Source organism: Lysobacter sp. ESA13C, assembly GCF_019970005.1.
GTDB classification, from domain to species: domain Bacteria; phylum Pseudomonadota; class Gammaproteobacteria; order Xanthomonadales; family Xanthomonadaceae; genus Lysobacter; species Lysobacter antibioticus_B.
The window spans coordinates 66236-87324 of sequence record NZ_JAHXYK010000011.1 but is presented as its reverse complement, the minus strand read 5'-3'; the positions used below and the strand labels follow the sequence as shown (position 1 = coordinate 87324).

The following is a 21089-nucleotide window of genomic DNA, read 5'->3' as shown; positions in this document are numbered from 1 at the left end:
GCGGGTAAGATAGCCGTCCGCCGCGACCCGGCGCCAGCGCCCTAGACCGGATGCGCGGCCGCAGTCGTGCTGTTGGTCCTCTCCCATGTCTGCGTCATCTCCTTCCATCTCCCGCGCCGGTCTGGCCGGGGAGATCCGTACTACCGTCGTCCTGGCCGCGCCGCTCGTCGCCGGCCACGTTTCCACCGGCCTGATCGGCTTCGTCGACAACACCCTCGCCGGCCACCACAGCACCACCACCCTGGCCTCGGTCACCATCGGCACCGCCTTGTGGTGGCTGCCGATGATGGTGCCGATCGGCACCCTGCTGTCGGTGCCGCCCTCGGTATCGCAGCTCGAAGGCGCCGGCCGCCGCGGCGAAATCGGTGGCTTGTTCCGCCAGGCATTGTGGATGGCGGTGCTGTTGAGCGTGTTTTTGTTTGCGTTCCTGACCCTGATCCCGCACGCGCTGGCGGCGATGGGGATCGCGGCGGAGATCATTCCCGGCGCGCGCGACTTCCTGCACGGCATCCGCTGGGGCGTGCCGGCGCTGACCCTGTTCTTCTGCATGCGCTATCTCAGCGAGGGCCTGCACTGGACTCTGCCGACGATGTTGCTCAGCGCCGGCGGCCTGTTGATCCTGCTGCCGCTGGGCTACGTGCTGACCTTCGGCAAGTTCGGCCTGCCGGAAATGGGCGCGGGCGGGCTCGGCATCGCCTCGGCGGCGATGCTGTGGGTGCAGGCGATCGGCTTCTTCCTGGTGCTGCGCAAGGCCAGGCGCTTCGCCGACCTGCGCCTGTTCGAGCGCTTCGACCCGCCGCATTGGCCGACCATCCGCGGCCTGCTCGCGACCGGCCTGCCGATCGGGGTGACGGTGTTGATGGAGGGCAGTCTGTTCATCGTCACCGCCCTGTTGATCGGCCGCCTCGGCGAAGTGCCGGCGTCGGCGCATCAGATCGCGATCAACCTGTCGGCGCTGTGCTTCATGGTGCCGATGGGCCTGGCCGAGGCGACCACGGTGCGGGTCGGCCATTCCCTGGGCCGGCGCGACTACCACGGCGTGCGCAACGCGGCGTTCGCCGGCTATGCGATCGTGGTCGGCACCCAGTTGCTTTCGGGCATCCTGCTGCTGACCGCCAACGATCTGCTGGTGAGCTTCTACACCGCCGACGCCGCGGTCGCGACCCTGGCCGCCTCGCTGCTGCTGTACGCCGCCGCGTTCCAGTTCCCCGATGGCATCCAGGTGCTGTCGGCCGGCGCGCTGCGCGGGCTCAAGGACACCCGCAGGCCGATGATCCTGGCCGCGCTGGCCTATTGGGGCGTCGGCATGCCGGTCGGCGCCGGCCTCGGCCTGGGCCTGGGCTGGGGCCCGAAGGGAATGTGGATCGGCCTGATCGCCGGCCTGACCGTGGCCTCGGTGCTGCTGTGCACGCGCTTCATGCGCTCCAGCGAGCCCGAGCGCCTGGCCCGGCGCATGGCCGAGGAGTCGCCGCACGAGGTCGATCCGCGCGAGACCGGTTGCACCCGCGAAGCCTGAACGACGGGCGCGCTAAAAGCCCATTACCGCTTGAAAATCTGCGTTACGAATGGCGGATGAAACCCGGCACCGCGCCGGGTTAGTCTGCGCCTGTACACATGGAGCCTGTGCAATGAACGATACCGCCCCGCGTCGCGGCCCCTTGGCCCGTTTCTTCGTCGGCGCCTGGGACACGATGAACTTCACCCGCCGGTTGATCTTCAACCTGGCGTTCTTCGGTTTCCTGTTCTTCTTTCTGCTGGCCGTGGTCTTCGGCGGTCGGGCACAGCCTCTGCTGGATCGCACCACCCTGGTGATCGCGCCGGAAGGCGCGCTGGTCGAGCAATACAGCAGCGACCCGGCCTCGCGCGCGCTCGGCCGCATCTTCGGCGACAAGAACGAGGAAGTGCAGCTGCGCGACCTGTTGCGCGCGCTGGACGCGGCCAAGGACGACAAGCGCATCGAGCGCGTCGTGCTGCGCCTGGACAAGCTGCAGACCTCGGGCATGGCCTCGATGCGCGAGCTGTCCGAAGCGGTCGCGCGCCTGAAGGCGAGCAAGAAGGAAGTCATCGCCTTCTCCGAGAGCATGGACCAGAAGCAGTACCTGATCGCGGCGCAGGCCAACGAGGTCTTCCTAGACCCGATGGGCGGGCTGCTGATCGAAGGTCTCGGCCGCTATCGCCAGTACTACCGCGAAGGCCTGCAGGACAAGCTCGGCGTCGACGTGCACCTGTTCCGCGTCGGCGAGTTCAAGTCGGCCGCCGAACCCTACATCCTCGACGCCGCCTCGGAAGAGTCCAAGACCGCCGACCTGTTCTGGATGAACGACCTGTGGTCGCGCTACCTCGGCGACGTCGCCAAGGCGCGCAAGCTCGATCCGGCCCAACTCGCCGCCGGCATCGACGAATTGCCGCAGCGCCTGGCCGCGGTCAAGGGCGACCTGGGCAAGTACGCGGTGCAGCAGAAGCTGGTCGACGGCCTGAAGACGCGCGAGGAAGTCGACACCCTGCTGACCAAGCGCGGCGTCGCCGACGAAGACGCCGACGGCGGCTTCCGTCAGATTTCGTTCGAGGCCTATGTCGCCGGCCTCGACCGCGTGGTCAATCCGGCCGACACCCGTCCGCAGGTCGCCATCGTCGTCGCCGAAGGCGAGATCTCCGGCGGCGAGCAGCCGCCGGGCACGATCGGCGGCGTCTCCACCGCGGCCCTGCTGCGCGAGGCGCGCGACGACGATCACGTCAAGGCGCTGGTGCTGCGGGTGGATTCGCCCGGCGGCGAGGTGTTCGCCTCCGAGCAGATCCGCCGCGAGATCGTCGCCCTCAAGGCCGCCGGCAAGCCGGTGGTGGTGTCGATGGGCGACCTGGCCGCTTCCGGCGGTTACTGGATATCGATGAACGCCGACAAGATCTACGCCGATCCCTCGACCATCACCGGTTCGATCGGCATCTTCGGCATGATCCCGACCGTGCCGCGCGCGCTGGAGAAGATCGGCGTGCACACCGACGGCGTCGGCACCACCCGCCTGGCCGGCGCTTTCGACATCACCCGTCCGCTGTCGCCGGAAGTCGGCGCGGTGATCCAGAACGTCATCGACAAGGGCTATGCCGATTTCACCGGTCGCGTCGCCACGGCGCGCAAGCGCCCGGTCGCCGACATCGATGCGGTCGCGCGCGGCCGCGTGTGGAGCGGCGCGCAAGCCAAGGAGCGCGGTCTGGTCGACGCCCTCGGCGGTCTGCCCGAAGCGATCGCCGACGTCGCCGCCCGCGCCAAGCTCGGCAAGGTCGAGGACTACCGCGTGCGTTACGTCGAGAAGATGCCGACCCCGTTCGAGCGTTTCTTCGCCGGCTTCGCCCAGAGCCGCGCCGGTGCGGCGTTGCTCGGCCAGTCCGATTTCGCCCGTGGTCTGCTGAGCGAGGCGATGCCGCAGGCGGCCGCCGACCTGCGCTTCCTGCAAAGCTCGGTCAAGCCGACCAGCGGCGTGCCGATCAAGGCGCTGGCCTACTGCTTCTGCGAGCTCTGAGCCGGGTTCGCCCCGCTCGCCGAGTCAACCAAACGGGCCGCATCGCGGCCCGTTTTTTTTGCGCCCCGCGCCGGCTCAGCCGCCGGCGGCTTCGATCGCCGCGCGCTGCTGCTGCGCGGCTTCGTCGACCGCGGCCTCGGTCGACTTCGCCCGTTCGATCGGTTGCTGGATCGCATCGCGCAACTGCGTCGCCTGCGGTTCGACCGGACGCTCCTTATCCGGCGGTTGCGGCTTGGAGCAGGCCGCCAGCGCGCACAGCAGCGCGGCGGTCGCCAGGGATGAGGCTATCGGTACGATCCGGTGAGGCGTCATGGCGGCGTCCTGGGTCGGCGAACGCCGTTATGCTACGCCCGTCGCGCAGCTCGCGCGTCGATCCGAGACTGGTTGGAGGACGGCATGGACCCGAAACGTTGGCGATTGGACGGACAGCTCGCGCTGGTGACCGGCGGCAGCGCCGGGATCGGCCGCGCGATCGCCCGCGAACTGCTCGGTTTCGGCGCCGACGTGCTGCTGGCGGCGCGCGACGCCGCGGCGCTGGAATCGGCGCGGGCCGAGCTGCTCGAGGACTTTCCCGAACGCGAGGTGCAAGGCTTCGTCGCCGACGTCGCCGACGACGAGCAGCGCCGCGAGCTGCTCGACTGGGTCGAGGATTTCGGCGAAGGCCTGCACATCCTGGTCAATAACGCCGGCGGCAACCGCAGCAAGCCGACCAACGACTACACCGAGGACGAGTGGCGGCAGATCTTCGAGATCAACCTGTTCTCGGCCTTCGAGCTGTCGCGCTATGCGCACGCCCTGCTGACCCGCCACGCCTCGTCGAGCATCGTCAACATCGGCAGCGTGTCGGGCAACCTGCACGTGCGCACCGGCGCGCCCTACGGCATGAGCAAGGCGGCGATGCACCAGATGACCCGCAACCTCGCGGTCGAATGGGCCGAGGACGGCATCCGCGTCAACGCGGTCGCGCCGTGGTACATCCGCACCCGCCGCACCTCCGACAAGCTCGCCGACCCGGATTATCTCGACGAGGTGCTGCTGCGCACGCCGCTGGGCCGGATCGGCGAAGCCGAGGAAGTGGCCGCCGCGGTCGCCTTCCTGTGCCTGCCGGCGGCGGGCTACATCACCGGCGAATGCATCGCGGTGGACGGCGGCTTCCAGCGTTACGGTTTCTGAACCCGGCGGCGCCGGTCGCGCCGAAAGATGCGGCCGCTCAAGCCTGCCCGCGCCCCGTTGCTGGGCGCGGTTTGGCAGTTGCGCATGAGCGGCGGGCGTATACTTCGGGCATGCGCGTTTCGCTGACCATCGTCGCTGCCGACGGGGCCGAACTTCCGGCCGGCAGCCCCGTGCGGGTGCAGTTGCGCGATACCTCGTTCGAGGACGCACCGGCGCGCACCCTGCAGGAATGGCAGGCGGTCGTGCCCGAGCACGCCAAGGCCGTGCCGCTGAGCATCGAGATCGATACCAGCGCCGACGAAGCCACCTTCTGGGTCCACGTCGATCGCGACGGCGACCGCCGAGTCACCGTCGGCGACTACATCACCACCCGTGCCTACCCGCTGCGCACCGCCTCCGCCGAGATGACCCTGGTCGTCAGCCGCATCGACTGAGCTCCGGCCAGCCATTCGGCCACCGCGCGCCCGATCGGCTGCCCGGTGCGCTGTTCGATGAAGAGGAATTCGCCGGCGGTGTTGATCTCGAAGAAGTAGTACTCGCCCTGCGGGGTGAGGCGCAGGTCGATCGCGCCGTACTCCAGGCCCAGCCGTTGCATCAGCGCCAGCAGCCGTTGCCGCAGCGGCAACGGCAGCGCGTGCTCGCGCACCGTCGCCGCGCCGAGGTTGGGACGGAAATCGATCGAACCCGGCACCGGGTCGAGCTTGATCTCGGCCGGGAACAAGCGCCCGCCGACCGCGGTGACGCGGATGTCGGCCGCGGCCGGCACGAACTCCTGGAAGATCACCGGCGCCAGCCTGACCGTGTCCAGGTGGGCGAGGTCGTCCTCGCCGAGCAGGCGCGTCTCGCGCCACACCGCATGGGTGCACGAGAAGGTCTTGTGCACGGTCGCGCCGGGCCCCAGCGCGTGCACGAACTCGCGCACGCGCTGCGGGTCGGAACTGATCAGGGTGCGCGGCACCTTGAAGCCGAGTTCGGCGGCGATGCGCAACTGCGCGGCCTTGCGCGAGGCGGCATCGTCGCGGCCGGGCTCGTTCATCCAGCGCGCGTCGCCGAGCAGACGCCACAGGCCGTTGAGCGCCTCGTTCCATTCGTTGGCGGTGAACAGATGCGCCTGCGCATCGGTGACCGAAGACAGGTCCGGCGCCTGCGGCCGGCGCCACCACACCGAGCCCACCTCGTCGAGCGCATGGCGTTCGCCGCCGGCGCGCGCATAGTCGATGCGCGGACGCGCGCCGTCGGCGTAATCGATCGAGAGCGTGGCGCGATCCGGAAACTCGGCCAGATCGAACAGCAATGCCGGTCGCTCCATCGCCTGCAGATGGTCGAGCACGCAACGGGCATGGGCATCGGCTTGGTGCGAAATCAGCAGGATCACGGCACGCTCTCCCGGTCAGCCGTTGCCGCCGCCGGCGCCGGATTGGGCCAGTTGGGCGAGTACCGCGGCGGTTTCGTCGTACTGCGACTGCAGCGCGGCCCGGGCCATGTCGGCGCGGGCGAGTTCTTCGGCGAGCTGCTGCAACTGGGCATCGAGCGCGGCCACGGTGTCGGCGTTCTCGTCGCCGACGTCGCCGGCCGAGGTCGCCATCGCGAACGGCAAGGCGCCGCGCGCGGCCGGATTGACCAGCAGCGGCGGACGTCCCGGCAGGGTCAGGTTCTCGGCGATGGTCGGCCCCGGGTCGAAGATGCCTTCCTTGCGCGTGTCGGTGACCTGCTCCTTGATCGTGTCGGTGATGATGTCCTTGCGGATTTCCTTGAGGGTGTCGCTGAGCTTGTCGCGCACCGCTTCCTTGATGCGTTCCTTGAGCGTGTCGGTGGGCGATTCCTTGATCGTGGTCAGCGGGCAGAACGAATTGACCGCGGCGATGTCGCCGGCCGACAGGCTGCTGCGCTGGCCGATCACCGTGCCCGGCGGCACCGCGCCGATCGGCACGATGGTGTCCTTGCCGTTGGAGGAGAACGCGTTGCGCGGGTAATGCATGATCGAGCCGTAGTCGTAGCTGCCGATGTCGTCGCCGTCGCTGATGTGCTGGTTGAAATTGTGCTCGTAGCCGGCGGTGATGTTGGCCCACTGGATGCTCACGAACGAATCGCGGTCCTCGCGGCTCTGCTCGTGCCACAGGCCGACGACGTGGCCGATCTCGTGGATGGTGTTGCCGAGGCTGCAACTGCTGGCGAGGTTGACGAATTGCTGGCCGCCGCGCCGGCCGACCTGGGCCGAGCAGCCGCTGCCGGGGCGGAAGGTCACGTAATCGGCTTCGGTGGTGCGCAGGATGAAGCGGAAGCGAGTCTTGGCTTCCCAATGCGCGATCGCATCGGTGACGCGGGCCGTGTTGGGCAACGCCGGGTCGATGGTGTAGGGGATCCTGCAGCCGGGCCAGCGGAACTGCGAGCCGCTGATCGCCACGGCCATCGCCACGCCCGAAGTGGATTCGGAGCGCAGCATGTCCGAGATGCGTTCGACCTCCTCGACCGTGCCGAGCACGATGTCGCCTTCGAACATCGCCATGCCGTCGATTTCGACGTACTGCACGGCCTTCGCGCGGAAGGTCTCGCCGCGGATCAACGCGGTGCGCACGGTGCCGCCGCCGCGGAATTCGCCTTGTTTGGCCGGCTTGGCTTTATCGCCGGCGGTGCCTTTCCTGGTTGCCATCTGCCGTCTCCTGTCGCCGTCGCGGTGACACGGGCGCGGGCCCGTGCCGGCGAAGGCGCAGGACGCCGCGTGTCCGTCGCCGCGGCGGCGGGCTTCGGGCCGTGGGTGGCGCGCGATGGCGCGCCGATGCCTCGGCGATTGCTGATGTGGACTAGCGGCATGCGTGCGGCGGCCAGGGCCTGGCCGCGGCGGGCGATCGCGTACGACGCTTGCGCCAAAGAGGCTGCGATCGACGCGTGGGTGCGCTCGGCGCACTCGGCGTGTCGATGGCCGAGCGCGCGAACGAGTTCGCATGTCCGTTCGAGTGGGATGCCGGCCCGTGCTTGGCGTCGTCCACCGTGGTCCAGCGCGTCGTGTCCCTCGACGAGGCGGGGCCGTCCTCGCTGCGGCGGCTCCAGCTATAGGAACGCGCCTGCGGTGCGCGGCCGGACAGATCCGATCGCGTTTATGTGCGCTGTGTCGGCGATCAGGCGATGCCGGTGCAGCTCGGCCGGCGCGGCTCAGCGGCCGCAGGTGCTCTCGGTGACGATGCGCTGGATGCGCGCGACTTCGGCGGCGGAGGCGTCGCGGCTGTCGCTGCGACCGAAACGCAAAGCCGATTCGGCTTCGCGCAGGCGCTGCTTCCAGTTTTCGCACAGCGCTTCGTCGGGCAGGCGCTGGCATTGGTCGTCGACCATCTGGCAGGCCACGCCGGCGCCGGAGGCGGTGGTGCCCAGGCCGGTGGTCTGCAGCGCCGCACAGCGCTGCGGCGGACGGCCGTCGTCGCTGAGGTAGCGGCCGTTATCGTAGGTGCGGCATTCGAACAGCACCGGCGGCGGCAGGCGGTCGCCGTCGGCGATGGTGGATTTGGGGGCGGCCGGCTTGGCCGCCGGCGGCCGGCTGACCGAAGGCAGTTGCGAGGACACCGGCGGGTGCGGCGGCGGGGCGTTGGCCGGTGCGATCGGCGGCACCGGCGAGGTGATGAACAACGGCGGCGCCGCGCTCGACGGCGCCGAATCGATCACGCGCTTGTCCTGCGTGCTGCCTTTCGGGCACGGCGTGTTGTTCTGCACGGTCAACTGGCCGAGGGCGTCGGTGCAGCGGTAGATCACGACCTTGCCGGGCTGGGCGGAAACGCCGGCGCAGGCCAGCAACAGGACGGACAAGCACCACCACACACGCATCAGTAAGCTCCGCAATCGGCGTTCAGGCGCGCATCGATGCCGCGCTGTTCTTGGGTGATCTGGGCGCGCTCGCTCTGCAGCGCGCTGTTGTAGCGGCGGTCGCCTTCGTAGCGGCGGTCGCGCAGACGGCTGCAGACTTCCTGCTGCGGCAGTTGCTGGCATTCGTCGCGCACCAGCTGGCTGCCGTAGTAGACACCGTAACCGTAATCGTAGCCGCCGGAATAATAGCCGCCGGAGCGCGCGGTGCCGGCGTAGGCGACGTTGCCGTGGCGGCCGGCGATGGCGATGCGCGCGCTCGGATCGCCCAGGCGCGGGGTCGGCGCACCGATGCGGCCGCCGAGCGAGGTGCGGTTGTTATAGACCGGCACGCCGTAGCCCAGGTCGACGATCGGCATCATGCGCGGATTGCCGTCGCCGTTGTTGCTGGTGTAGCTGCTGCCGTCCGGGCGGACGCATTCGTACATCGGCTGCGGCGTGTGCACGATCAAGCGCTGCGGCCGGCGTTCGGAGGCGACCGGCGCCGGTGCGGCGACGGCGGTGTCGAGCGGGCGCGGCGGCGGGTCGACCGGCCGCATCATGGTCATCGTCTGCTGACGCTGGCCGCCGGTGCACGGCGTATCGCGCAGGCTGATGTGGCCGCGCTCGTCGGTGCAGCGGTAGATCAATACCTCGGCGGCATGGGCGCTGCCGGACAGCGCGCCGCCGCACAGCCAGGCGGCGAGCACGCTGGACAAGAGCGCGGCCGGTACGAGGCGGAGGCGGCGGGCACGGGACATGCGCGCATCTTGCGCTTCCGCTGCGTTACGGGAAAGTCGAATCCGCGGCCGAGCTGGCGTGTGGTGAGTACCCGATGGCGAGGCGTTCGGCAGCGGAGCGGGACGCGGCCGGGGCACGGGCCGGTGCCAGTTCAGCCGTGCACGGTCAGCTGCGCATGTTCAGCCCCGCACGACCTCGCCGCTGAGCGCCACCCGGATCGCGGTCGGCGCGGCCAGGCCGCCGGTCTCGCCCTCGCAGACGCCGTCGCTGAGCGCGAGCAGGGCCGGGTCGAGTTCGCCGCGGCGGAACGCCGGCGGATGGCCGGCGAGGTTGGCGCTGGTCGAGACCAGGGCGTGGCCGAAGGCCTCGCACAGGGCACGCGCCTGCGGGTGCGCGGTCACCCGCACCGCGACGCTGCGATGGGCTCCGCTGATCCACGACGGCAGCGCCGCGGTCGCCGGCACCGCCCAGGTATGCGGCCCCGGCCAACTGGCGAGCACGGCTTCGCGGCGCGGCGCCGGCAGGGCGTCCCAGTCGACCCAGGCATTGAGTTGGGCGATCGACGCGGCGATCAGGATCACCCCCTTGTCGACCGGCCGCCGCTTGATCGTCAGCAGGCGATGCACCGCGGCTTCGTCGCGCGGATCGCAACCGATGCCCCAGACCGCTTCGGTCGGGTACACCACGACGCCACCGCGTGCGAGCGCGGCGGCGGCATCGGCGATGGACAGGGCAGGGGCGGGCATGACGGCTCCGGGCGGTGGCAACCGCGAGTGTCGCATGCACGCGCGAGGCCGCTCCAGGGAGCGGCCTCGCAGGCGGCCGGGCCGTTCAAGCCACGACGACCGCAAAGCTTCCGTCCGTTCGAGCGGACGGATCAGTGGCCGTGGTGGGCGTGTTCGTCGGCGTAGGGTTGGGCCGACTCGGGCAGGCGCACGTCGAAGGCGTAAGAGCGGTTGCCGGTCAGCCAGACGTGGTTGCCGGCGCTGCCGGACTTGGCCTGGATCAGCTCGGCGCCGCGCTTCTCGCCGATGCGGGCGAAACGCGAACGCGCGTTGACCTCGTCGCCGACCCGGCGCGGCCAGTCGATCACCGAGGTCTCGCCGGCGCGCAGCACGGTCTCGACCTTCTCGGCGTCGGAACCGTCGGCGTTGAACACGCGCAAGGTGACCGTGGTGCCGACCGGATAGTCGTTGGCGACGTTGAGGTTGCCGGCATCGCGCCAGGCCGAGTTGCGCTCGGCCAGCGCGTTGCTGAAGTTGACGTCCATGCAGGTGTAGAAAGCTTCGGTCGAGTCCGAGCGCTGCCAGGTGTTGTAGATCACGTGGCGGCCGGTGCGGTTCGGCAGGGTGCAGGTGATGTGGTAGTTGTTGCCGCTCGACAGCGGCACCTTCGCGCTCTTGCAGAACTGCTGCATGCTGCTCCACTGCAGCGCGGTGCTCGGGTTCCAGCCCTGCGGCGTGACATAGAACGTCCATTCCTTGGTCGCGTGCGGTGCGGTCGCATAGAAGGTGAAGGTGTGGCTGGCGCCGGAACGCAGCGTGGTGGCCTGCCAGTCGCTGCGCAGCACGTCGAGGCCGCGGAAGGTCGGGTTGCCGCCGCTGCACAGCTTGCCGTTGGGCACCACCGCCTGGTGGTTGCTGTTGGCGTTGGCCTGGTTGATGCCGTTCCAGTCGTAGAACAGCTGCGGTCCGGCGACCGCCCAGGCGGCGCGGCAGGCCGGGTCGGCCGGGTTCTCTTTATTGCCGAGATAGCACTTGTAGATCCGGCTTTGCGGATTGACGAAGGTGCCGTGCGCCCAGACGGCGGACACGGGCGACAGCGCTGCGCACAAGGCGGCGCCGGATACGAGGAGAGAGGTACGGGCAATGCGGTTCATGGCGACTCCTGTCGTCGGGATAGGTGAAAGACACCCCCCAACAACTTCGGTCGTCCATCGATCAGCGCGATTTCGATCGCGTCTTGAATGCGCACGATCCTAGACGGCGCTTCGGCGCGAATCTGTGCGTGCGGTCGCCATGCGAGGAGACGCCGGCGCATGGAACGGCGGCGGAAAGCCCGAAAGCGGGCTTTCCGTCACGCCGTGCGGTCGCCTCAGGCGACCGCTTTCTTCACGACTTTCTTGGCCGCCTTCTTGGTCGCGGTCTTCTTGGCGACCTTCTTGACGGCTTTCTTCGCCGCTTTCTTGGCCGGCGCTTTCTTGGTCGCGGCCTTCTTCACGGCTTTCTCGGCCGGCGCCTTCTCGGCGACCGCTTTCTTGGCCGCGGCGGTCTTCTTGGCCGCCTTCTTGGCCGGTTCCTTCTTCGCCGCGCCCTTCTTGCCGAAGCGGCCGCGCATCGGCTTGCCGGTTTCTTCCATCAGCTTGACCACTTCCTCCAGGGTCAGCGAGGCCGGCTCGCGATCCTTCGGGATGCGGCCGTTGAGCTTGCCGTCGCTGATGTAGGGGCCGAAGCGGCCGTTGAGGACCTGGATGTCGCTGCCCTCGAACTCCTTGATGATGCGGTTGCGGGCGATCTCTTCCTTCTCTTCGATCAGGAACACCGCGCGCGCCAGGTCGATCGTGTAGGGGTCGTCTTCCTTCTTCAGCGAGGCGTACACGCTGCCGCGCTTGGCGAAGGGGCCGAAGCGGCCGACGCCGACGCTGACTTCCTCGTCCTTGTCCAGGCCGAGCTTGCGCGGCAGCTTGAACAGTTCGAGCGATTCCTCCAGCGAGATCGTGTGCATGCTCTGGCCGGGACGCAGGGACGCGAAGGTCGGCTTGTCCTCGTCCTCGGCGGTGCCGATCTGCGCATACGGCCCGTAGCGGCCCAGGCGCACGCTGACCGGTTTGCCGCTCTTGGGGTCGGTGCCGAGTTCGCGCGCGCCGGTGGCTTCGCTGCGGTCGACCGATTCCTTCTTCTCTTCGACGAGCTTCTTGAACGGCCCCCAGAAGCGCTCCATCAGCGGCACCCACTCTTCCTCGCCGCGCGACACCGCATCGAGCTCGTCCTCGAGCTTGGCGGTGAAGTCGTAGTCGACGTACTGAGTGAAGTGGCCGGACAGGAACTTCGACACCGCGCGGCCGACGTCGGTCGGACGGAAGCGGCGGCTGTCGAGTTCGACGTACTTGCGGAACAGCAGGGTCTGGATGATCGAGGCGTAGGTCGAGGGGCGGCCGATGCCGTATTCCTCGAGCGTCTTGACCAGCGAGGCTTCCGAGAAGCGCGGCGGCGGCTCGGTGAAGTGCTGGTCGGCGTGGATGCGGTCGAGCGGGATGCGGTCGCCGGTCTTCATCAGCGGCAGCTTGCGGCCTTCGTCCTCGTCCTCGGCGGCCTTGGCGTCCTTGCCTTCCTCGTACACGGCGAGGAAGCCTGGATCGATCACGGTCGTGCCGGAGGCGCGGAAGCTGTGCTCGGAGCCGGCGGCGAGATCGACGCTGACCGTGTTGAGCGTGGCCGGCACCATCTGCGAGGCCACGGCGCGCTTCCAGATCAGTTCGTACAGGCGGCGGCCGTCGTCGTCGAGGAAGCGCGAGACCTGCGATGGCGTGCGCAGCGCCGAGGTCGGGCGGATCGCTTCGTGCGCTTCCTGCGCGTTCTTGGACTTGGTCTGGTAGGTGTTCGGCTTGTCCGGCAGGGCCTTGGTGCCGAAGTCGCGGGCGATCACGTCGCGGATCTCGGCGACGGCCTCCTGCGACAGGCTGACCGAGTCGGTACGCATGTAGCTGATCAGGCCGACCGTGCCCTCGTCGCCGAGCGCCATGCCCTCGTACAGCTTCTGCGCCACGCGCATGGTGCGCGAGGTGGTGAAGCCGAGCTTGCGCGAGGCTTCCTGCTGCAGGGTCGAGGTGGTGAACGGCGCGGCCGGGCGGCGCTTGCGTTCCTTGCTGGTGACGTCGGTAACGTGCAGGGCGCCGTTGGCGGCCGCGACGATCCGCTTACGCGCGCTTTCGGCGGTTTCGCCATCGGTGATGGTGAACTGCTCGAACTTCTTGCCGTCGAATTTATTGAGCTTGGCGGTGAACGACTGCTGCGGATGCGCGCACTCGGCCTCGATGCTCCAGTACTCGCGGGCGACGAAGGCTTCGATCTCTTCCTCGCGCTCGACGATCATGCGCAGCGCCGGCGATTGCACGCGGCCGGCCGACAGGCCGCGCTGGACCTTGCGCCACAGCACCGGCGAGAGGTTGAAGCCGACCAGGTAGTCGAGCGCGCGACGCGCCTGCTGCGCATCGACCAGGTCGCTGGCGATGGCGCGCGGGTGGCTCATCGCCTCCTTGATCGCGCGCGGAGTGATTTCGGTGAACACCACGCGCTGCAGCGGCTTGCCTTCGAGCAGGCCGCGCTCGCGCAGGATCTCGCCGATGTGCCAGCTGATCGCCTCGCCCTCGCGATCCGGGTCGGTCGCCAGGAACAGGTTGTCGGCGCTCTTGGCGGCCTTGGCGATCGCGTCTACGTGTTTCTCGTTCTTCTCGATGACGGCGTAGTCCATCGCGAAGTGGTTGTCGGGATCGACCGCGCCCTCTTTGGGCACCAGGTCGCGGACATGGCCGTAGGAGGCCAGGACGGTAAAGTCCTTGCCGAGGTACTTGTTGATCGTCTTGGCCTTGGCGGGCGACTCGACGATGAGGAGGTTCTTGGCCATGGGTACTCCGCAGGCCCGGTGCGGGCGCTGCACGGCAGCGGTGCCTCGTGAGGCAGGGGTTAAGAAGGCGACGCCCGCAGCGTTCGGCTGCGGGCGTTCAGGTTTCCTTTTTCTAGTGGAATCATGAGCCGGCCGCAGCTGTCAAGCGCGGCCTGCCGGAAACGCCAATAAATTGGCACTGAAACACTTGAAGAGGGCGTGATGGCGTACAGCCTGTTCAGCTTACAGAGCGTTGCGGCTCAGTTCCCGAACATCGGTAGCAACGCCATCGCGAGCACGACGCCGACATAGAGTAGCCATAGCAGGCCGCCCAGTACGAGCACCACGATCGCGACCGGCCCCAGATCGCGGCGCTGCATCTCCGGACGCCCGGTGTAGGCCCAGCGATCGACCACCTGGGTCTTGGCCAGGATGTCGTGCAGGCCGCGCTTGCGGTCGGTGAAGGCGATCATCAGGAAGCCGACGCACAGGCTCAGGTAGGACAGCAGGCTCGACGCCCAGCGGCCGAGCGCGCGCATCCGGGTCAGGCGGCGGCCTTCGGCATCGACGACCTTGATCCCGACCGCGAGCTTGCCGAGCGTGGCCTGCATCGACGAGGACTCGAAGCCGACGTAATAGGCCGCGCTGATCAGGCCGATGCAGGTGTAGACCACGCCCATCAGCACCGCGATGGCGACGCCGGGGTTCTCCAGCCAGGTCGCCGAGGACAGCCCCGAGGCCGACGACATGCCGAACCCGATCAAACCGACGGTCAGGACCATGCTGACGGCGTAGTAGGCGATGCCGACCAGCAGCGAGTCGATCATGTAGGCGGCCAGGCGCTTCCAGAAGCCGACATGGACGACCTCGAAGCCGTGGACGACGGTGGTGTCGTCGGCGACGCCTGCGCGCGGCGCGGCATAGGGCGAATCGGATTCGGCCGCTGCGCCGCTGCCGTCGTAGGCCGGTGCGGCAGGCGCCGCAGGGGCGGTCGCGGCCGTCGCCGGCGCGGCGCGCACGCTGGCCGCGGCGTGGGCCTGGGGATCGGCGACTGGGCTGTCGGCTGTAACCGCCGCTGCGCCGGGTTGGGCTTGCTGCGGACGCTCGGGCTCGGCCGCGAAGCCGGGCTCGGCGACCAGTTCATGGGCGAGTTCGCGCCAGGGACGCCACTGCGCCAAACCGTCGCGCCAGACCAGGGTGTCGGGGCCCAGCTCGCCGCTGCGGTGACGTGCGGCCATGTCGGCGCCGTCGAGCGGCCCGTGCTGGTTGCGCTCGTTGTCGCTGTAGTACCACTGGCTCATCGCGAATCTTGGTCCTGTCTAGGGGGCGGTTCTACTGGGTCGGGCGGCGATGCCGGCATCGCCGCCCGGGTGCTTCAGCCGCGGCAGCTCTGCGGCAGCAGGCGGTCTTCGATCTCCGAGCTGCAGGTCCACTCGCCGCTGGAGGGGTCGAGTTCCAGCCAGATCTTCTGGCCGTCGGCCTTGCTGCCGATGCCGCGCAGCTCGATTTCGATGCCGCAGCCTTCGAGTTCGCCGAACTTGACCGAAGCCACGCGCGGGCCGGCGTAAGCGACCGCGGGCTGGAAACCCTTGCTGTCGTTGCCCGGGCATTCCTCGTTGGCGGCCACGTACTCGGCGACCTGGAGCTTGTACTGGCCCGAGCCGTTGATGGCTTCGGTGACCTTGGCCCGCACCGTGTAGTCCTGATACGCCGGCAAGGCGATCGCGGCGAGGATGCCGACCATCGGAATCGCGAGCACGGCCAGCACGATCGCGACGATCGCGCAGCCCGACAGGCCGCGCCGCGGCGGCGGCGCCTGGCGCTGGTTGAAGTGCGCGGCGGCGGCGTCGGCCGGGTTGGCCGAGTGTGCCGAGCGCGTGGAGTACGGCGGCGGACCCGACGCGGTCGGGGTCTGCGGCGGTAATGGCGGCGGCGCTACCGGACGCGGCGCCGACGACAGCAGGTCATCGTCCAGGCCGAGTTCGCCCGACAGGCGCTCGAGCGGCTGCCATTCGCGCAGGCCTTCGCGCCACAGCAAGGTGTCGCGATGGATGCGGCCCTCGCGGTAGTGGCCGCGCACGGCGTCGGCGTCGATCGGACCGACACGGCCCTGGGCTGCGTCGTGGTAATACCAATTGGTCATGCTGTCCCCCTGATCTCGCGATCGTCCTTGTGAGTGAGCCGCCGGCGCAGTCGGGCTCCGCAAGGGTGCCGTCGGCCGGACATGGCTATGCCCCCGCGGCCGCCCCAGGCGCGCGGTGGACGCAAGAAACTAGCATGCCGGCCGGCTTATCGGCCTGGCGATCGGCGATAGCGATCGGGAGTCGCGAGCGGCGATGCCGGCTCGCGCCGCAGCAGGGCCGCGGCTTGGGGGCGTCGCCGGTGCGGCGACGCGATGCCGGTGTCAGTGCACCGGCTCGGGTTCGTCGGCGAACATCTGGGTTTCCATCCAGGCGTAGGCCGCCTCGGAGCCGGGCTGGTTGAACAGGACCATCAGCACGACCCATTTCAGGTCGTCCAGGTCGAGTTCGTCCTGGTCCAGCGCCATGGCCCGGTCGAGCACGAGCTCGCGCTGGCCGGCGTCGAGGATGCCGTGCTGTTCCAGGAACAGCAGGAAGCCGCGGCATTCGACGTCGAGCTTGTCGAGTTCGGGACCGAAATAGACCCGGGTCGGACCGCCGGTGCGCGGCGGGCTGACGGCCGGCCGCTGCAAGGCCAGCGCATCGAGCCACTCGAAGGCTTTGTTGATCTCGGCGGGGCTGAACCCGGCCTGCCCCAATTCGTCGAACAAAGGGCCGCTGCGGAGCGAATCGCGGTCGCGGACAAGGTCCGCATCGTCGGTGAAGTAATGCTCGAAAAGGTACAGCAGGACGTCCAGGATGCTCTCTTTCATTTCCCTCGGCCTGCGCCGCATGCGGCGCGGTGAGTAGGAGTTGCTGATTGACCGTCGGACGGCCGACTTGCCTCAGTCGGACCGCTCGGCGATGGCGTGGTTCAGCGGTTGCGGAAGTAACGGCCGTGCTGCGCCGCGACGCGACCCTCAAGCTCCATGACCAGCAGCATGGAGGACAGTTCCGCGGTCGTCAATCCAGTCCGTTCGACGAGTTGATCCATACCGGTTGGGTCGTGGCCCAGGGCGTCCCACAAGGACTGGTAGTCGGGATCTGCGAAATCCGGGCGGCCGTTAACTCCGTGAGCCGGGTCGTCGCCATCGTGATCGCCCTCCATGACGGCCGCGTGGCTGGCAGAGATGGGGATGCCCAGGCGACGGCGCAAGTCGTCGGCTAACTCGGCCGCGAGCGGGGCCAGGGCGGCGGCGACTTCACCCGCGCTCTCGACCAGGCCGGCGCCCTCGCGGATCAGGCGATGGCAGCCGCGCGCGAGCGGGTTGTGGATCGAGCCGGGCACGGCGAACACGTCGCGCCCGCATTCGCTGGCCAGGCGCGCGGTGATCAGGGCGCCGGAGCGCTCGGCCGCCTCGATCACCAGGGTGCCGAGGCTGAGCCCGGCGAGGATGCGGTTGCGGCTCGGGAAGTGCTCGGGCTTGGCCTGGGTGCCCGGCAGGTGCTCGCTGATCAACGCGCCTTCGGCGGCGATGCGCGCATGCAGGTCGGCGTTGTTGCGCGGATAGGCGATGTCGGGGCCGGTGCCGAGCACGGCCAGGGTGACCCCGCCGGCGTCGAGTGCGGCGCGGTGGGCGGCGGTGTCGACCCCGGCCGCCAGGCCGCTGGCGACTGCGAGTCCCGAGCGCGCCAGGGCGCGGGCGAAGTCGGTGGCGTTGTCGCGCCCGGCCGGAGTCGGCGAGCGGCTGCCGACCACGGCCACGGCCGGATGCCAGAGCAGGGCGGGTTCGCCGGCGACGAACAGCGCCAGCGGCGGATTCGGCGCGCGCCGCAGCAGGCCGGGGTAGTCGGGGTCGTGCCAGCCGACCAGGTGATGGCGCGGGGCGTGCAGCCAGTCGAGCGCCCGCGTCAGGGCTTCCTCGTCCGGGGCGCGCAGGGCGTCGATCTGTTTGGGGGTGAGCCCGGCGGCCTGCCACTGGCCGGTCCCCGCCGCCAGGGCGGCGGCCGGACTGGGGTAGAGCTCGAGCAGTTGCCGCCGGGAGGCGCTAGCGCCGCCGGCGGCGATGAGGGTCAACAGGGCGTGGAGGTCGTCGTCGGACAACTGGATCTGGGGCGAAGGCATGCACCAGCCTAGCCTGCAAACGACGACGGCGCCCGAAGGCGCCGTCGTGGATCGCTGTAGGAAAAGCCCGCAGGCCTTTCCTCAGTGATTAAACAAACCGATCAATAGGCCGAGTCGGGATGCTTGAGCTCGTAGCCGACCTTGGTCTGGCGCACGCCGTCCATGATCAGGCCGTAGCTGACCTTGTCGAAGGTGCGGAAGACCATCACGTGACCGGAAAACTCGTCCGGCAGGCGCACGCGCGAGGCCTTGCCGACCAGGGTCGGATCGCGGTCCGGACCGACCTTGACCCGGTCGACGGCGCGGGTGCCGACCCGCCAGGTCGAGAACACCGTGCCGTTGTCGACGCCGTCGCGGGCACCGACCGACAGGGCGATCACGTCGCGCGGGCCGCCGTGCTTGACCAGGTCGGCCACGGCCAGGACCTGGGCGCGACCGTAGTCGAACTGGGCCTTGGGCGGGTGCGGGAAGAACTGCAGGTCGTAAGGCTGGGCTTCGACCGGGATCAGACGGTCGCCGACGCGGATCTCGCGGCCGGTGTCGTCGATGACCAGGGTGCTGGCCTCCATCCCGTTCTCGGCGCCGCGGCTGACGGTGCCGGTCGAGACCTGCATCAGCTCGTAGCCGAGCAGCTCGCGGCCCTTATCCGGCACGACCACGTCGGTCCAGATGGCCTCGAAGTCGACCGTGCGGCGACCGCGGAAGTCCAGGTCGGCGGCGCGCATGATGTCGCAGCAGGCCACGCGATCCAGGCGGGTATAGCGCTGGGTCGGGCGGACCACGGCGTAACGCGTGCCCGGGGTCTGGTTCGGCAGGTTCTTGATGTAGGCGACCTGACCCTGGGTGACGCGCAGGCGGTCCTCTTCAAGACCGACCACGTAGGGCATCTGCTCGAACTCGTCGACGACCCGAAGGTTCTTCAGGAACGGCTCGATGTCCGACAGCGGGATGCCGCTGATCGGGGCCTCCTGGCGCGGACCCGGCTTGACCTGGGCCGCGACGCGGTCGAGGTAGGCCAGCGAGATCACGTCGCCCGGATAGATCAGGTGCGGGTTCTTGATCTGCGGGTTGGCCTGCCAGATTTCCGGCCACAGCCACGGCCGCTTCAGGAAGCGAGCCGAGATGTCCCACAGGGTGTCGCCCCGTTTCACCACGTAGGTGTCGGGGTGGTCGCCACGCAGTTCCGCCGCAATGGCGTACGTGGCAACAGTCAGCAACGCGGCGGCGAGAACCGCGCGGATCGGTTTAAACATGGCGGCCATCTACCTGATTCCCCTTCCAGGTTTGCCCTCTGCGGGCACCCGGACTATAGCCCAGAAGGTGCGAACGTTAGCAGGCCTTTGCAGCCTATAACGGGGTTACAATGCAACCAAAGCTTGCGTATGTGACCCACGCCCCCATTTTCGACGCCATGGCCCTGCTCCCAATCCTCGAATTCCCCGATCCCCGTCTGCGGACGAAGGCCGTGCCGGTCGAAGCCGCGCACGTGACCTCGCCGCAGTTCCAGAAGCTGCTCGACGACATGTTCGAGACCATGTACGAATGCCCCGGCATCGGCCTGGCCGCGAGCCAGGTCGACGTGCACCAGCGCTTCATGGTCATCGACGTATCGGAAGAAAAGAATCAGCCGCTGGTGTTCGTCAACCCGGAGATCGTCGCCAAATCCGGCGAGCAGGTCTACCAGGAAGGCTGCCTGTCGGTGCCCGGCATCTTCGCCGACGTGACCCGCGCCAACGAGATCACCGTCAAGGCGATCGGCCGCGACGGCGCGGTGTTCGAACTCAGCACCGACGGCCTGCTCGCGGTCTGCATCCAGCACGAGATGGATCACCTCGACGGCAAGCTGTTCGTCGACTACCTCTCGCCGCTCAAGCGCGAGATGGTGCGCAAGAAGCTCGCCAAGCAGCGCCGCCAGTCGGCCTGAGGCCGGCTCTCGCGACGGGAGCGGGGAATCGGCGCGGCGCCGTGTGGCGCGCGCGGGTTTCCGGCTCCCGTTGTTCGTTTCTGTAGGCTTGTGCTTGCAGCGTTGGTCCAGGCGCGATGATGCGCGCCGACGCCCCCACTCGATCTCATTCCCGAACCTATGCGCATCGTATTCGCCGGTACCCCCGACTTCGCCGTACCGAGCCTGCGCGCCGCCGCGCAGCGCAACGAGGTCGTGGCCGTCTACACCCAGCCCGATCGTCCTGCCGGGCGCGGACGCGAGCTGGCGCTGTCGCCGGTCAAGCGCGAAGCCTTGTTGCGCGGCCTGCCGGTGATGCAGCCCGAGAATTTCAAGAGCGCCGCTGCGCGCGAGGCGCTGCGCGAACTGCAGCCCGACCTGATGGTGGTGGTGGCCTACGGCCTGATCCTGCCGCAGTCGGTGCTCGACATCCCGACCTACGGTTGCTGGAACGTGCATGCCTCGTTGTTGCCGCGCTGGCGCGGCGCCGCGCCGATCCAGCGCGCGATCGAGGCCGGCGACCGCGACAGCGGCGTGTGCCTGATGCAGATGGAAAAGGGCCTGGACACCGGCCCGGTGCTGCTGTCGCAATCGCTGGCGATCGGCGAGGCCGAGACCGGCGGGCAGTTGCACGATCGCCTGGCCGCGCTCGGCGCGCAGGTGCTGGCCGACGGTCTGGGCCTGTTGCGCGCCGGCATGCGCCCGGTCGCGCAGCCGCAGCCGCAACAAGGCGTGAGCTATGCGCACAAGCTCGACAAGGCCGAGGCGCGCCTGGATTGGGCGCAGCCGGCGCCGGCCTTGGCGAACAAGGTGCGCGCCTTCAATCCCTGGCCGATGGCCGATGCGACGATCGCCGGCGAACGCGTGCGCGTGCACGGCGCGATCGCGCTGCCGTTGGCGCATGACGCCGAGCCCGGCACGGTCTTGCTGGCCGGGCGCGAGGGCATCGACATCGCCTGCGGCGAAGGCGCCTTGCGCATCCGCGTGCTGCAACGCGACGGCGGCAAGGCGATCACCGCCGCGGATTATTTGAACGGCCGGCGCGACCTCGCCGTCGCCCGCTGAGCATGTCCGACCGGCGCACCGGTTCCGACGGCCCGCAT

Annotated in this window: 19 protein-coding genes; 6 read left to right on the top strand and 13 right to left on the bottom strand. The window is 69.0% G+C overall.

The genetic code is table 11. From position 1 onward, the window contains the following. Positions 1-85 precede the first annotated feature (85 nt). Together LC490_RS19735 and sppA are read left to right on the top strand one after the other, a co-directional pair. Complete coding sequence (locus LC490_RS19735) at positions 86-1516, top strand: MATE family efflux transporter (RefSeq protein ID WP_081930882.1); 1431 nt, start codon at positions 86-88, stop codon at positions 1514-1516. A gap of 112 nt (positions 1517-1628) precedes the next feature. Further along, the gene (sppA, locus tag LC490_RS19730; RefSeq protein ID WP_031372119.1) at positions 1629-3515 is read left to right on the top strand and encodes a signal peptide peptidase SppA; all 1887 of its coding nucleotides are present in this window, start codon (positions 1629-1631) and stop codon (positions 3513-3515) included. Positions 3516-3590: 75 nt separating this feature from the next. Here sppA and LC490_RS19725 read toward each other — a convergent pair whose 3' ends face one another. Further along, positions 3591-3827: a hypothetical protein gene (locus LC490_RS19725; RefSeq protein WP_223621310.1), complete on the bottom strand. Its 237-nt coding sequence runs from the start codon at positions 3825-3827 to the stop codon at positions 3591-3593. 84 nt (positions 3828-3911) lie between these two features. Between LC490_RS19725 and LC490_RS19720 the strand changes: the two genes are divergently transcribed. Together LC490_RS19720 and LC490_RS19715 are read left to right on the top strand one after the other, a co-directional pair. Continuing rightward, positions 3912-4688 (top strand): SDR family oxidoreductase, encoded by a 777-nt coding sequence (locus tag LC490_RS19720; RefSeq protein WP_031372121.1) that lies wholly within the window; start codon positions 3912-3914, stop codon positions 4686-4688. A 110-nt stretch (positions 4689-4798) separates the two neighbouring features. Then, positions 4799-5122 carry a YbaY family lipoprotein gene (locus LC490_RS19715; protein WP_031372122.1) on the top strand — a complete coding sequence of 108 codons (324 nt, stop codon included), beginning with the start codon at positions 4799-4801 and terminating at the stop codon, positions 5120-5122. Here the strand turns inward: LC490_RS19715 and LC490_RS19710 are convergent. The 12 genes from LC490_RS19710 to LC490_RS19650 form a co-directional block, all read right to left on the bottom strand. Continuing rightward, positions 5065-6063, bottom strand: a complete 999-nt coding sequence (locus LC490_RS19710) for an MvdC/MvdD family ATP grasp protein (RefSeq protein WP_051885004.1) — start codon at positions 6061-6063, stop codon at positions 5065-5067. The genes LC490_RS19715 and LC490_RS19710 overlap by 58 nt on opposite strands. Positions 6064-6078: 15 nt before the next feature. Continuing rightward, complete coding sequence (gene legP / locus LC490_RS19705) at positions 6079-7338, bottom strand: Dot/Icm T4SS effector Zinc-dependent metalloprotease LegP (RefSeq protein WP_051885005.1); 1260 nt, start codon at positions 7336-7338, stop codon at positions 6079-6081. Positions 7339-7838: 500 nt separating this feature from the next. After that, positions 7839-8501 carry a DUF4124 domain-containing protein gene (locus LC490_RS19700; protein WP_223621309.1) on the bottom strand — a complete coding sequence of 221 codons (663 nt, stop codon included), beginning with the start codon at positions 8499-8501 and terminating at the stop codon, positions 7839-7841. Then, the gene (locus tag LC490_RS19695; protein WP_031372126.1) at positions 8501-9277 is read right to left on the bottom strand and encodes a DUF4124 domain-containing protein; all 777 of its coding nucleotides are present in this window, start codon (positions 9275-9277) and stop codon (positions 8501-8503) included. The genes LC490_RS19700 and LC490_RS19695 overlap by 1 nt, the downstream gene beginning before the upstream one ends. 159 nt (positions 9278-9436) lie before the next feature. Further along, positions 9437-10003, bottom strand: a complete 567-nt coding sequence (locus LC490_RS19690) for a Sua5/YciO/YrdC/YwlC family protein (RefSeq protein ID WP_223621308.1) — start codon at positions 10001-10003, stop codon at positions 9437-9439. 131 nt (positions 10004-10134) lie between these two features. Beyond that, positions 10135-11136 carry a lytic polysaccharide monooxygenase gene (locus LC490_RS19685; RefSeq protein ID WP_223621307.1) on the bottom strand — a complete coding sequence of 334 codons (1002 nt, stop codon included), beginning with the start codon at positions 11134-11136 and terminating at the stop codon, positions 10135-10137. Positions 11137-11351: 215 nt separating this feature from the next. Next, positions 11352-13880 carry a DNA topoisomerase I gene (locus tag LC490_RS19680; RefSeq protein WP_031372129.1) on the bottom strand — a complete coding sequence of 843 codons (2529 nt, stop codon included), beginning with the start codon at positions 13878-13880 and terminating at the stop codon, positions 11352-11354. 239 nt (positions 13881-14119) lie between these two features. Continuing rightward, entirely contained in the window at positions 14120-15160 is a 1041-nt protein-coding gene (locus LC490_RS19675) for an RDD family protein (RefSeq protein ID WP_223621306.1), read from the bottom strand. 74 nt (positions 15161-15234) lie between these two features. After that, on the bottom strand, positions 15235-16002 hold the full coding sequence (locus LC490_RS24520; protein ID WP_305067587.1) for a pilin: 768 nt from the start codon (positions 16000-16002) through the stop codon (positions 15235-15237). Positions 16003-16263: 261 nt separating this feature from the next. Continuing rightward, the gene (locus LC490_RS19660; RefSeq protein ID WP_031372132.1) at positions 16264-16752 is read right to left on the bottom strand and encodes a DUF494 family protein; all 489 of its coding nucleotides are present in this window, start codon (positions 16750-16752) and stop codon (positions 16264-16266) included. Positions 16753-16853: 101 nt separating this feature from the next. Continuing rightward, on the bottom strand, positions 16854-18044 hold the full coding sequence (dprA, locus tag LC490_RS19655; RefSeq protein ID WP_223621305.1) for a DNA-processing protein DprA: 1191 nt from the start codon (positions 18042-18044) through the stop codon (positions 16854-16856). Positions 18045-18145: 101 nt separating this feature from the next. Continuing rightward, positions 18146-19297, bottom strand: coding sequence for a LysM domain-containing protein (locus LC490_RS19650; RefSeq protein WP_031372134.1), 1152 nt, complete (start codon positions 19295-19297; stop codon positions 18146-18148). 158 nt (positions 19298-19455) lie between these two features. Between LC490_RS19650 and def the strand changes: the two genes are divergently transcribed. After that, positions 19456-19968, top strand: a complete 513-nt coding sequence (def, locus tag LC490_RS19645) for a peptide deformylase (RefSeq protein WP_223621304.1) — start codon at positions 19456-19458, stop codon at positions 19966-19968. A gap of 159 nt (positions 19969-20127) precedes the next feature. Next, on the top strand, positions 20128-21051 hold the full coding sequence (fmt, locus tag LC490_RS19640; protein WP_223621303.1) for a methionyl-tRNA formyltransferase: 924 nt from the start codon (positions 20128-20130) through the stop codon (positions 21049-21051). Positions 21052-21089 lie beyond the last annotated feature (38 nt).